At 33.6% G+C, this 13321-nt stretch carries 13 protein-coding genes; all 13 read left to right on the top strand.

Going from position 1 to position 13321, the window contains the following annotated elements:
- The first annotated feature begins 1 nt into the window (after position 1).
- The 13 genes from DN064_RS03550 to DN064_RS03610 all read left to right on the top strand — a co-directional run bounded on the left by DN064_RS03550 (position 2) and on the right by DN064_RS03610 (position 13321).
- A complete protein-coding gene (locus tag DN064_RS03550) occupies positions 2–901 on the top strand; it encodes a glycosyltransferase family 2 protein (protein ID WP_115461219.1) in 900 nt (299 codons plus the stop codon).
- 17 nt (positions 902–918) lie between these two features.
- A complete protein-coding gene (locus DN064_RS03555) occupies positions 919–1767 on the top strand; it encodes a sulfotransferase (RefSeq protein WP_157962220.1) in 849 nt (282 codons plus the stop codon).
- Between the two features lie 18 nt (positions 1768–1785).
- Positions 1786–2733 (top strand): glycosyltransferase family 2 protein, encoded by a 948-nt coding sequence (locus DN064_RS03560; RefSeq protein WP_115461221.1) that lies wholly within the window; start codon positions 1786–1788, stop codon positions 2731–2733.
- 42 nt (positions 2734–2775) lie between these two features.
- Entirely contained in the window at positions 2776–4278 is a 1503-nt protein-coding gene (locus DN064_RS03565; protein WP_115461222.1) for an MBOAT family O-acyltransferase, read from the top strand.
- A gap of 2 nt (positions 4279–4280) precedes the next feature.
- A complete protein-coding gene (locus DN064_RS03570; protein WP_115461223.1) occupies positions 4281–5186 on the top strand; it encodes a hypothetical protein in 906 nt (301 codons plus the stop codon).
- Positions 5162–6061, top strand: a complete 900-nt coding sequence (locus DN064_RS03575) for a glycosyltransferase family 2 protein (protein WP_115461224.1) — start codon at positions 5162–5164, stop codon at positions 6059–6061. Before DN064_RS03570 ends, DN064_RS03575 begins: the two co-directional genes overlap by 25 nt.
- Before the next feature lie 10 nt (positions 6062–6071).
- Positions 6072–7103: a glycosyltransferase gene (locus DN064_RS03580; RefSeq protein WP_157962222.1), complete on the top strand. Its 1032-nt coding sequence runs from the start codon at positions 6072–6074 to the stop codon at positions 7101–7103.
- Positions 7104–7109: 6 nt separating this feature from the next.
- Complete coding sequence (locus DN064_RS03585; protein ID WP_157962223.1) at positions 7110–8123, top strand: glycosyltransferase family protein; 1014 nt, start codon at positions 7110–7112, stop codon at positions 8121–8123.
- Between the two features lie 395 nt (positions 8124–8518).
- A complete protein-coding gene (locus tag DN064_RS14140; protein ID WP_157962224.1) occupies positions 8519–9229 on the top strand; it encodes a glycosyltransferase family protein in 711 nt (236 codons plus the stop codon).
- Positions 9230–9910 (top strand): DUF1919 domain-containing protein, encoded by a 681-nt coding sequence (locus DN064_RS03595; protein WP_115461228.1) that lies wholly within the window; start codon positions 9230–9232, stop codon positions 9908–9910. It begins immediately after the preceding gene.
- A gap of 21 nt (positions 9911–9931) precedes the next feature.
- A complete protein-coding gene (locus DN064_RS03600) occupies positions 9932–11212 on the top strand; it encodes a hypothetical protein (RefSeq protein WP_115461229.1) in 1281 nt (426 codons plus the stop codon).
- Entirely contained in the window at positions 11196–12191 is a 996-nt protein-coding gene (locus DN064_RS03605) for a glycosyltransferase family 4 protein (RefSeq protein WP_115461230.1), read from the top strand. Before DN064_RS03600 ends, DN064_RS03605 begins: the two co-directional genes overlap by 17 nt.
- Positions 12188–13321: a glycosyltransferase family 4 protein gene (locus DN064_RS03610; protein ID WP_115461231.1), complete on the top strand. Its 1134-nt coding sequence runs from the start codon at positions 12188–12190 to the stop codon at positions 13319–13321. The genes DN064_RS03605 and DN064_RS03610 overlap by 4 nt, the downstream gene beginning before the upstream one ends.

Below are 13321 nucleotides of genomic sequence, written 5' to 3' on the forward strand. Positions count from 1 at the left end.
GATGTTAGAAAAAACAAAAGTCAGTCCTTTAGTTTCAATTATCGTAACCTGTTATAATCAGGAAAAGTACATTGGTAGAACCCTACAAAGTGTTTTAGATCAGACTTATTCTAATTGGGAGTGTATCGTTGTGGATGATGGATCACAAGATAAGAGTCGGGAAATTATAAGCAAACAAACTTCTGAGGATCAAAGATTTAAATATATATATAAAAAGAACGCTGGTGTATCTGCTGCTCGAAACACGGGTTTTCAAATAGCAGAAGGTAGATACATAAACTTTTTGGACGGGGATGATACGCTGTTACCTGAAAAATTAACGAAACAAATTGGAGCGTTAATAACTAATGAAGGGTTTTCTATTTGTGTATGCGATCATCAATATTATTACGAAAAGAACAACAAGTACGCTTATTATCCATTCGAAATTATAAAAGAAAAACCACTAAGGCAATTATTGTTTGGGTGGCACAATGGCGTTGCTTTTCCGCCTCATGCTGTATTATACAAACGAGATTTATGGTCTGAGAACGAGATACCATTCCCTGAAGACTATAGGTATCGTTGTGAAGATTGGGTGTTTAATGTGATTGTCGCCTTAAAGGGTTCATCATACCTGTGGCTGGATGAAGTACTATGTAATTATCATATGTCCTCAGATAATTATACTGCAAATTCAAAAAACTTGGCAAAAGCATTTATAAGAGCTGCCTATTATTTGAATCCTCGTATTCCGGAAGCATATCAAAAAGAATTCATAGATGAAACAATGGACAATGCACTAAAAATGGTTATAGCGAATGAAAAAGTGAATATATTAAGAGCTTCTGGCAATTGGCGGTTAGGAAACCGTATTACCAAACCCTTCTATTGGTTGAAAAGTAAAATAAAACCTAATTAGGCTCAAACATCTATTCATTGAATGCCTTTACTCATATGAAAATGAATCAAGTACGTCCGATAATGTTAATAGGTTCTATGAAGTGTGGGACTTCTAAGTTATACGATTACCTAGCACAACATCCCGAAATATGCCCATGTAACATCAAAGAACCACAGTACTTTTCAGAGTACTATTCAGATTATCAGAAAGCTAATAGGTCCTATGAAAGTTTTTTTGATTTTAATCCCCCCAAACATAAATACGTTTTAGATGGATCTACTGGATATGCAAAATATCCTACTGTAACAGGCGTACCTAATAGAATAAAGGAGTATGGCTTGGATCCCTTTTTTATAATGATTGTGAGAAATCCATTCGATAGAATAAGGTCCCATTACAACTTCATGCAAAATGATTTAAGTTGGAAATATAAAATTACGTCTCCGCATCTAATTAATACATCCAAATACTACATGCAGTTGCAACAATATGTGGCAGAATTTGCTGAAAAAAACATACTTGTGGTTGATTTTGATGAGTTAAAAAAAGATCCAATAAGCCTTAGTAATAAAGTATTTGATTTTGTTGGAGCTGGTAAGTTTAAAATTAATTTAAAGCTCTCGGCGTACCAGAATAAAACGCAACCTGTGAATAGAAAAAAAATGAAAATTGATCTATTTTTTGATCGAATGGGTTTGTATCGTATTGAATTATTGAAGAAAGTTCTAAAAAAAATTCTAATCATTTCTTTTCCGAGCAGACAAAAACTTTTGTCTGAAAAAGAAAGTAAGTTTATTAAAAAAGAATTACAGCAAGACATGAGCCAGTTATATGAGCATTATGGAATCGATATAAAAAAATGGGGATTCACAGTAAGTAATTAATCGTAACAATTAGTCTGTTTGGAAAGTCATGTAACATATATTAAGCCAGTTGAGAAAGACCTTAATCGTCCTCTATGGAGCGTAGTTATACCTACTTATAATTGCGCTAATTATTTGAGATATACTTTGGAGTCTGTATTGTCTCAAGATCCTGGGCCAGAGCAAATGGAGATTATTGTTGTTGATGATTGCTCTACTAAAGATGATCCTGAAGCTATAATTAAGAAGCATGGCAATGGGCGGGTGAAATTTATAAGACAGAAGCAAAATGTAGGGAAGGTACGCAATTATGAATCTGGGTTGCAAGCTAGCAGAGGATACCTTGTGCATCAATTGCATGGTGATGATATGGTAAGGGAAGGGTTTTATGAAATCATGGCTCATATTTTTGAGCGGCATCCACAAGTAGGAGCGGCTTTTTGCCGTTCGATTTACATAGACGCGGCTAATAAATGGACTGGTTTAACAGGGATGCTTAAACAAGAAGATGGCGTTATTGAAAATATTCTTGATCAACTCTATGTAGAACAACTTATCCAAACACCTTCAATGGTTGTTAAAAGAAACGTTTACGAGAAAATTGGGGTTTTCGATAGGCGACTTGATTGTATGGAAGATCGTGAGATGTGGATTCGAATAGCGAACCATTACGAAATAGCCCATACGAATCAAGTTCTCGCGATGTATCGAAGGCATGATAATAATGCAACTAATCTTACTTACCTTAATGGTGTGGCACTTGATACGTTTCAAAGGGTGAATGACATTGTGGATAGTTACGTAGATGCGCAAGTTAAGGCACGAAATAGCAAAAGGAGAAAACAGAAACAAGCCGATTTTTGGTTGCTGTCTTACACCTACATGAGACCGAGATTGAATAAAAAACAAAGGCTGCAATACATGAAGTTCATATTATCTAAATACCCTAGCATCAAGGCATTCTATCAATTTATTAAGGCTTTTTAATTATGAAAATTTTGTAATTGATACTCCATTAGACAGACAAAGATGCTTTTTAATTCACTTGATTTTGCCATTTTTCTACCGATAGTTTTCGGGCTTTATTGGTTTGTTTTTAACAAATCAATCAAAGTGCAAAATATCTTAATTCTTTTAGCGAGCTATGTGTTTTATGGTTGGTGGGATTGGCGTTTTCTGGCTTTGATCGCATTTAGCACCATATTGGATTATTTTATTGGTATATCGATTATTAGAGCCAATATGAAAGGGCAAAAAAGAGGGTTGCTAGCCTTAAGTATTATTGTAAATATTGGCTTTCTGGCTTTCTTTAAGTATTACAATTTTTTTGTAGATAGTTTTATTGATGCCTTCAGTTTTTTTGGTCATTCCTTATCATTGACGAGCTTGAATATTATTCTTCCTGTTGGAATCAGCTTTTATACTTTTCAAACCTTGAGCTATACAATTGATGTTTATAGAGGTACTCTTAAACCAACTAAGAATTTTGTTGCTTTTGCATCATTTGTAAGCTTCTTTCCGCAGCTTGTCGCGGGTCCTATTGAGCGGGCGTCTAATTTATTGCCCCAATTTTATAAGCAAAGAAAATTTATATATCGCGACGCTGTAGATGGAATGAGGCAGATATTATGGGGGTTGTTTAAGAAGGTTGTTATTGCGGATAACTGTGCGATTTACGTGAATGAAATTTTTGGTAATTCAGAAACCTACAATGGAAGTACCATCTTTCTGGGTTCTATTTTCTTTGCGTTTCAGATTTATGGTGATTTTTCAGGGTATTCAGATATCGCCATCGGTACAGCTAGGCTTTTTGGATTTGATTTGAAGCAAAATTTCGCCTTTCCTTATTTTTCAAGGGATATAGCAGAGTTTTGGAGGCGATGGCACATAAGTTTATCTACTTGGTTTAGAGATTACTTATACATTCCGCTAGGTGGAAGTAGAGGGGGCAGATTCTTAGCTGTAAGGAATACAATAATTGTCTTTGTGGTAAGTGGTTTTTGGCATGGGGCCAATTGGACTTTCATCTTCTGGGGGGCAATAAACGCATTTTGCTTTTTACCCTTATTACTAACTTCAAGAAATAGGAGAAATATTCAAATTGTTGCTACTGATCGAATTTTTCCAAAGTTAAGAGAGCTTGTTAGTATAGTTGTTACATTTTTGATGGTGGTGCTTATTTGGATCATGTTTAGAGCTGATACATTGAGTCATGCATTGCACTTATATTCGAAGATCTTTTCTTTAGGTTTTTTCGAATTGCCAAGTTCAGAGTTATTTTTGAATAATAGCATAAGACTATTTACTTTAACCTATCTAAGCCCTGCAATTCAAGAACTGCTCTTTATGATTGTATTGTTAGTAGTATTTAACGTTATTGAATGGTTTGGCCGCAATCAAAAGTATGCCATCCAGAAGTGTGGGTTCTTGAAAACGACCTTTTTACGTTGGGGATTTTATTTGTTAATTGTTTTAATTATAATTATGTATTCTAACGGAGAACCTCAGGAGTTTATATATTTTCAGTTTTAATAATGAAGCGTTTTATTTCCCTTGTATTAGTGTTTTCCGGACTTATTTGTTTGTTGTTGGTTTGGGTTTTCTCGTGGGCAGATGGGCATTCAGATCCTTATTATTTGAGATTTACAACATCAAAACAAAGTGATCTTATTCTTGGTACATCCAAAGCTGCTCAAGGATTGCAGCCTACTGTCATTGATGAAGTTCTAGGCACTAGTATGTTTAATTATTCATTTACAGTTGGAACAAGTCCATTTGGGGATGTGTATTTTAACAGCATTAAGAAGAAGTTGAATAAGAGGGGAGGGAAAGGCACCTATATTATTACCATTGATCCATGGAGTATTTCATCTAAACGTTTAGATCCAAATGATAGTTCGGTATTTAGAGAGAATACAGGCTTTTTAAATAAAGTGTCATATGTAAATTTGAACCCAAATCCATTTTACCTTTTGCGAGCTTATAATGGGAGATTTGGGGATCTTATTGAAAAACAACAACAATGGTATTATTTGCATGATAATGGTTGGCTTGAGGTGTTTGCCAAAATCGATAGTATTAGTTTGATTAATAATAGAAAGAGAAATCTGGATAGTTGGATAGAATCCAACGAAGGAAAGTATTTTTTTTCGAAATATAGATTAAGAGTATTAGGTGAAATGATCGAATATCTTCAAGAATTTGGAGAGGTGTATTTGGTTAGGTTACCAGTATCAGAAGAAATGCTAGCTGCTGAGAACAAGTTAATGCATGACTTTGATACTAGAATAACTAAAATTATAGCTAAGTCAAACGGCTATTTAGATTTAACTGAAAGGCATGAGAACTTTGTGTTTCATGACGGTATTCATTTGTATAAATCCTCTGGAGAAACTGTATCAAAAATTATAGCAGAATGGATTCAGCAACACAGAAAATAAATCACCGTATGTTCCCAAAAGTTTCGGTACTTACTACTGTTTATAATCGGGAAAAATACCTAGAGGATTGTATCAAGAGCGTTTTAAATTCAACCTATCAAAATTGGGAGATGATCATCGTTGATGATCAATCACATGATCGATCAGTAGAAATTGCTCAGAATTATGCTCAAATTGATAAACGCATAAAAGTGTTTATAAATGAAGTCAACCTTGGGGATTACCCAAATAGGAATAAGGCGGCATCGTTGGCAAAAGGACAATATTTAAAATATTTGGATGCGGATGACATTATATATCCTAATGGATTAGAGATTATGGTTGACTCAATGGATTCCTTTCCTAGCGCTGCGCTAGGTATATCACAAAAGGTGGTGGAAGACGTAAAACCATATCCTTTTCTACTTTCTCCTAAAGAATCTTATTATAGAGAATTTGTTATGCGAGGGGTTATGGGCGCGCCACCCACTAATACTATTATAAGAAAGGATATCTTTGAAGCTTTGGGCGGTTTTACAGGAGAACGATATGTAGGAGACACAGAATTTTGGTTTAGAATAGCCCAGCAACATGATATTCTAAAAATTGTTCCAGATCTTGTCTTTTGGAGAGAACATGAAAATCAGGAGTATAAAAAAGGTATGGTTACCAATAGTTACCTTGTAAATAACTATCGAATAGTAATGCAAATGCTAGGTTCAGATTTATGCCCTCTTGAGGAAAATGAAAGAAGACTAGCGATTAATAAGTACAATCATAGGCTCTCAAGAGATTTAATAAGACTTTTGATAAATCAAAAAAGTATAATAAAGGTAAATCAAATAAGAAAATCATGCAATAGATCATGGTTAGAAGTCTTGAAATCAGCATTTTAAATTATTGAAATTGATATCTAAAACAATAATAGTTAGCCCATCCGGAAATTTTTATGGAAGTGAACAGGTGCTTTATGATTTTCTTTCCTTTACGAAGAATAAGTATTTGGTTTTTGTGCCTAAAGACTCCAGTTTTTATAACAAGTTAATCACTCAAGACAAGCATGACATAAAAGGATTTGATAACTTATCATTATTGTACGTAAAGATTCTATTATTGTTTATTTTTAAAAAGTACTCCTCGCTATATATCAATGAAGGCGGACATATAAAATATGCGAAACTTGCTGCGAAAATCTTGAAATCAAAGAAAATCATTCTTCATATAAGACTCTTAGAAGACTGTAAGAAAGAACGATTAGGTTCTATACCGCCTAATCTACGATTAGTAAGCATTTCAGCTTTTATTTCATCACACCTTAAGTCTTACAATCATATTCAGATTTATGATCCAATTAGTACAAAAAGAGATGTTCCTCTTTCCAATAACGAAATCAAGACACTACCAACTATTGGAATAATTGGACGTGTTTCACAGACAAAGGGAATTTCCAATTACAATCAGTTATTTGATTTCTTAAAAGTGGGAGGTCAAATTAATAGTTTCGTTTTTAAGTTCTACGGGGATATAGTTATAGAAGAATCATCAACCTTCGATTTTTATAATCATTTCAATTCTAGCACATACCCTACAATTATATTTGAGGGATTTGTAACTGACCAAGATAAAATGTATAATGATTTGGATGTGGTGCTTCACCTTAATGATAACGAACCTCTTGGTAGGATTGGACTTGAGAGTTGGTCTAGAGGTATTCCATTTATAAGCTTCAATAAAGGCGGTACAGGTGAGATTAATACCGCTTTAAACCTTAACAAGTTTTTAGTGGAAAAAGAAACGGGATGGGAAATGAAATTGCTAAAACTGCTACTAAATAATCTGATTGTGCTTACTGAAAAAGAAAGGAAGGAGATTAGACAGCGATTAGTGGATCTTTTCGGGGTAGAAAGATATGTTAGAGAATTAGAAATGGAATTTTAAGTCAGTTTGAAAGTATTATACATTGGACAATACAACAACGGGAGCACTTCTCGTATGCGTGGTGAAATGCTTCAGAAGCTCTCACATCATTCTAAGTTTGATGTCATTGATACCCGAGTATTAATGGATCAAGTCACACGATTTTGGCGCACAATGTCCTTTAGGTTTAATTTTGGTGTATTAGTTCAAAAAATAAATACTACTATCTTATCTCAAACCAAAGGTGAGAACTATGATCTTATATGGGTGGATAAGGGAACTTATATTAAACCAACTACAACAAGAGTTCTTAAATCTATTTGTAAGACATTAGTACATTTCACACCTGATATGGCCTTTTATTCAAATAAATCGAGGTTGTTTATTAAATCGCTGCCTTACTATGATTTTGTAATTTCTACAAAATTCCATGAACAGAAATTTTACCTTGATCTAATTGATGAAAGTAAACTATTGATGGTTTCGCAGGGTTATTCAAAAGAATTGCATCAGAATAAGATTAGTTATTCAAATAAATCAGATGGTGTAGTCTTTATAGGATTGGGTGAATTGCACAGGTATAATATTGTTCAAAAACTCATCGACAACGAGATTCCTGTGAAACTTGCTGGTTATAAATGGGATAGGTTTGTACAGAAGAATCAAGGCAATACATCTTTGAATTTTGTTGGAAATGTGTTGCTGGGGGAAGATTACGTTCATTTAATAGGGGGATCTAAAATTGCTTTGGGATTATTGTCAAAAAGATTTCCTGAATTGCATACTACAAGAACTTTTGAAATTCCAGCTATTGGTACGGCATTGCTCACTGAAAGAAACTCAGAAATTGAATCATTCTATTCAGACGATGAAGTTATTTTTTATGATAGCCTTGATGAAATGGCACAAAAAGTAAAATACTATTTAAATAACAAAGACGAATTGGAAGCCTTATCTAATAGGGGGCATAAAAGAGCGACCACTTCAGGTTACGATTATGAATCTATTCTTTCGGGATTGTTGTCTAAGGTAATGGTATGAAAAAGGTAGCGATAGTACATTTTTTACCGGTTGAGTATTACCCCCCTATTACAAATTTATTGAACTACTTTTCCCTACGTAATGATCTGTCAATTCGGGTTTGGACTAGCACCAATACTCAAGGCCGTATTTCTTATAAAAAGAATGATAGGACTAAAATTTATAGGACTCCCTTCACTACGCAAAGGGATTTGCAATTAAATAGACTATTTAAGTATTTTTATTTTAATTGTGTTACTTTTTTTGGTCTTCTAAAATACCGACCTACGCACATTCTATACTATGAGAGTTACTCAGCATTCCCAATTTATTTATATAAATTGTTATTTAAAGGATCATTTAAGCTATACATCCATTTTCATGAATATGCTGGTCCGGCTTGGTATGAAAACGGTATGAAGGTTGTCAAACTATACCATAAATATGAAAAGTCACATTTGTTTAAGGCTGCTGATTGGATTTCTCAAACCAATAATAAAAGACTAGAACTCTTCCATGAGGATCATCCAAACATTGAATCTTCAAATCTAAAAGTCTTAGCTAATTATCCACCTAAATCCTGGGCTGTAAACCCAGACAAAAGAATAAGGCATACGTTTCCTTTAAAATTTGTATATGTTGGGTCCTTATCATTACAAGATACATATATAAAGGAATTTTGTGATTGGGTGAATTCTCAGGAAGGAAATGCATTATTAGATATATACGCTTATAACCTACATGAAGATACGGTACAATATTTATCTAATTTGAATTCGTCCTATATAACTTTTTTTAGAGACGGAATCGAATATGATAATATACCTGCTATCTTATTGGGATACGATATAGGACTAATTTTATACAAGGCCAAAACAGATAATTATAAGTTTAATGCATCAAATAAGTTGTTTGAATATTTGGCTTTAAATTTATGCGTAATGTATTCAGACAAAATGCTTGGAGTTAAACCTTATGATTCTGGGTTGGTACAGTCGTTTAATTTTTCTGATTTACCGGATTTAAATGACGTTACAAATCGATTTAATTTTGAACTAAGGAAAAAAGAGGAATATTTCGCTGAAAATGAGTATGATAAACTTTATTTAGCCATGATTAAAGACTAGATGATAGATAAGATAATTTGGAGGCTAAGACAGCCCTTAAAACGGATTACTTCAAAAAAAGATATTGATTTTCTTAATGGGGGGGCTATTCCACCAATAGTTGCCAATAATTGTTTTGGAGGTGAAATTTATAAGCGATTGAAACAGCCTTTTAACACCCCATTTATCGGCCTATTTGTTTATGGGTCTGACTTTGTGAAATTGGTAGGTGATTTGGAAAATTATTTATCATTTTCATTGTATTTCGTAGACAGGTCTAAATGGACCGATAACGACATTGATTATCCAGTAGGCTTACTCAATGATGTGGAGATTCACTTTATGCATTATGAGAATGAAGCCATAGCAGGAGAAAAATGGGAACGACGGGTTAAAAGGCTATTGGCCTATGAGGCTAAGGAAGATTTTATTATTAAATTCTGTGATCGGGATGGGGGGGCAGATCAAGATTTCAAGTCTTTTCACGAGCTTAGTTATGAGCATAAAATATCCTTTGGAACGAATAATTATGACCACAAAAATCATATTAAAATAAATAAGAATGATAATGGAAGGGTGCCTGACGGCGTAGACTTGTATAGAATTTGCCAATATTATTTTGATTTATATCATTGGATTAAAACAGGAGATGTACAGTTTTCTTTATACAGTTGGACCAAAGCATTATTACGAATTGCTTAATTTGTTTGAATATTTCTAGCGATGGATATGTGGAGTTATTTGGGATTGGCAATGGTAAGCTTTGTAGCAATTAGATTATTGCTAGAAATAGGGAAGAGCGTACCAATTATAGAATTAATGCTTTTGATCGCTGGACTGCAATGGATAGTTGGTCCCATTATCGAGTATAATTCCCCTAGCTTTCATTTTAAATATTACATGTACGTCGACCAAGATCGCTATATGTCCTTTGTTTCTCCGGCCTATATTTTATTTTCTCTGGTTTCTTTACTAGGCCTTAGAAAACGAATTTATTTGAGAGATGCGGTCGTTGAGCTTAAAAGATTTAAGAATTATGGATTATTAATATTTCTGATAGGAGTCGTATTTGATTTACTATCTGGTTTTGTTCCAGGCTCTCTTGGTTTTTTTGTTTTTATCGTTAGTAATTTTAAATATGCTGGTGCCATAATTCTATTTTTTTCTGAGGACAAAAGACTCAAACAAATTTTTTATGGGGCCTTGGTTTATTTGTTAATTAATTCAATTCGTAATGCCTTATTCCATGATCTTGTCTTGTGGTCGGTCTTTTTCTTTTTGTTTTGGGCTGTTAAGTACAAGCCAACTAAGAAAACAGTAATCTTAATAGTTTTTGCTGGTCTTATGTCTCTTACCACTTTGCAAACTATAAAAGCTGCATATAGAGCGCAAGTATGGAATGGATATTCAGGAAACAAGTTCGAATTGTTTTATTCACTTATCGTGGATGCTATTTTTTTAGAAGGAACCTATGAAGATGAGGATAGCACAGAATCCAATAATATCAGACTTAATCAAGGGTGGATTATAAGTGCCATAATTGATCATGTACCTAAGAATGTTGGATATGCAGGTGGAAGCACTGTTAAAGAGGCATTTTTTGCTTCTATTTTGCCACGTTTTCTAAATCCTAATAAAAAGAAGGCAGGGGGTCAGGAAAACTTTGAACGCTATACTGGCTTATTGTTAGGGGAGAATACATCAATGGGTATTAGTATTATTGGTGAGTCTTATGCTAATTACGGTAATTTTTGGGGTGCTATTTTTATGGGTTTATGGGGATTTATTCTTGTTAGGATCTGGCTTTGGTTATCACGAATAGCAATAAAAAATAACTTAATAGTTGCATTTATGCCGCTTGTTTTTCTTCAGGTGGTTAAAGCCGAAACAGAATTGGTAGTGGTGTTGAATCATTTAATAAAATCGTTGATAGTGGTTTTTGCATTTTTTTGGGCTGCACGTCGCTTTTTAAATTGGAATTTTAGTATTGAAACTTCACATTAATTATATTTTCAGAAAGAGACAGCCTCAATATCATAGTATTGAAGGGCTTTTTAACTCTATTGCAGATGAGCTTAGCAAGGGCTTTAAAGTGGATTGCATTGAGATGCCTTATCCAGGGGCTTCTTTAAAGTCCTTATTGGGAAATTTATTGAGTATACAAAAAAATAAAAACGTGGTATATCATGTTACTGGTGATATCAACTACATCTGTTTAAAATTAGGGAAAAAGTCAGTTCTAACCGTGCACGATGTTAATTCTGCTTTGAAGGGAAATGCTTTAAAAAGAATGCTTAAAAGATATTTCTGGTTTAAATGGCCAGCAATGAAGGTGTCGGTCATCACAGTAATATCGGAGTTTACTAAAATAGAATTGTCTAAGCTAATTCCAAATCAAGCTCACAAGATTCGTGTAATCCCTAATCCAGTTAATAAGATGATCACACCAAATCTGAATAAGAATTTTAATGAAAGTAAACCCAAGATTCTGCTTTTAGGAACAAAACAAAATAAGAATCTGGAAAGATCATTAAATGCAATTAAAGGGATGAGTGTTGAACTGATTATTATTGGAAAATTAACCGAAAATCAAGGCAAACTGCTAGAGGAATACAACCTAAACTATGAAAACTTTAGCTCTTTAAGTTTTAGTGATGTAATTAATTGTTACAAACGGTCGGATCTTTTGTGTTTTCCATCACTTTACGAAGGTTTTGGAATGCCTATTATTGAAGCACAGGGAATTGGCCGACCTGTTATAACATCAAATTTTGGTGCTATGAAAGAAGTTGCTGGAAATAGCGCATGTTTGGTTGATCCTCTTAATATCGATCAAATTAGGAATGCAGTCAATAAAATTATCAAAGATTCGGTTTATCGTGAGGATTTAATTCAAAAGGGATTGAAGAATGTTGAGAGATTTCAAATGTCAAGAATATCAAAACTATATGCGAACATTTATAATGAAGTTAATCAGCTATGAGTAAAACTTCAGTTCTCATATCAATTGATTGGTTTTTACCTGGTACAAAGTCAGGAGGGCCTGTTCGAAGTTATTCTAACCTAATAGATCACCTAAGTTCTGAAATAGACTTTTATGTTCTTACAAGAAATACTGATTATTGCGAGATTACGCCTTACGAGGGAATTGAATCTGATCAATGGGTTGATTTAAAGCCTGGATTAAAGGTGTATTATTTATCTTCAAATCGCACTAATCGTTCAGGTATATCAAAGGTTCTTAAATCAAAACATTTTGATTTTGTCCTTATCAATGGAATCTATAGCTGGAATTTTTCCATTTTACCGTTATTAATCTTAAAAAAACATCCCAATGTCATAGTTTCGGCAAGAGGAATGTTGAATGAGCAAGCTTTTTCTGTGAAACCTTTCAAGAAAAAATTTTTCTTGATGGCAGCTAGAGTATTCGGTTTTTATAATAATGCGGTATTACACGCTACCAATGAGACCGAAGCAGAGAGAGTTAGGCAGTGGATAGGAAAAGATGTAAGAGTTAAAATTGCGCCTAATCTTGCTAGAAAAATTGAAAAGCAATTTCATTATGAGGGATTGGAGGTGCCAGTAAAATTGGTGAATGTTGCAAGAATAGCCAGAGAAAAAGGAACATTAAGAATGTTAAAGGCCATTTCTAAGGTTAAATATCCTTTAGCTCTTGATATCTATGGTTCTATTTACGATCAGGAATATTGGGCCCAGTGTCTTGGCATAATAAATGGGATGCCCACTCATATTAATATACAGTATAAAGGAATAGCTGATAGCGAACAAATTCCTCATATAATGAGTGCTTATAATTTTTTCATTATGTTATCTGAGGGTGAGAATTTTGGGCATGCAATATTGGAAGCATTATCAGTTGGATTACCAGTAATTATTTCTAATAAAACACCATGGCAAAATTTAAAAGATAAGAAAGTAGGTTGGGATCTTGATATAGATAAAGAGGAAACGATAGTGGGAGTATTAGAGCAAATTACCCAAATAACTCTTTCTCAATATGAAAAATTATCCAAAAACGCTTTCTTATTTGCGAACGAATTCATTAATGATAATAGCGTTATTGATGCAAATAAAAATTTATTTTTGCCCTAA

The sequence above is a fragment of the Winogradskyella aurantiaca genome (genome assembly GCF_003362725.1).
GTDB lineage: Bacteria > Bacteroidota > Bacteroidia > Flavobacteriales > Flavobacteriaceae > Winogradskyella_A > Winogradskyella_A aurantiaca.

Bases quoted from the DNA above. Each gene is read 5' to 3' on its own strand.
- DN064_RS03550 (WP_115461219.1), top strand. From the start codon at position 2: ATGTTAGAAAAAACAAAAGTCAGTCCTTTAGTTTCAATTATCGTAACC.
- DN064_RS03565 (WP_115461222.1), top strand. From the start codon at position 2,776: ATGCTTTTTAATTCACTTGATTTTGCCATTTTTCTACCGATAGTTTTC.
- DN064_RS03570 (WP_115461223.1), top strand. From the start codon at position 4,281: ATGAAGCGTTTTATTTCCCTTGTATTAGTGTTTTCCGGACTTATTTGT.
- DN064_RS03575 (WP_115461224.1), top strand. From the start codon at position 5,162: ATGGATTCAGCAACACAGAAAATAAATCACCGTATGTTCCCAAAAGTT.
- DN064_RS14140 (WP_157962224.1), top strand. From the start codon at position 8,519: ATGAAGGTTGTCAAACTATACCATAAATATGAAAAGTCACATTTGTTT.
- DN064_RS03595 (WP_115461228.1), top strand. From the start codon at position 9,230: ATGATAGATAAGATAATTTGGAGGCTAAGACAGCCCTTAAAACGGATT.
- DN064_RS03600 (WP_115461229.1), top strand. From the start codon at position 9,932: ATGGATATGTGGAGTTATTTGGGATTGGCAATGGTAAGCTTTGTAGCA.
- DN064_RS03610 (WP_115461231.1), top strand. From the start codon at position 12,188: ATGAGTAAAACTTCAGTTCTCATATCAATTGATTGGTTTTTACCTGGT.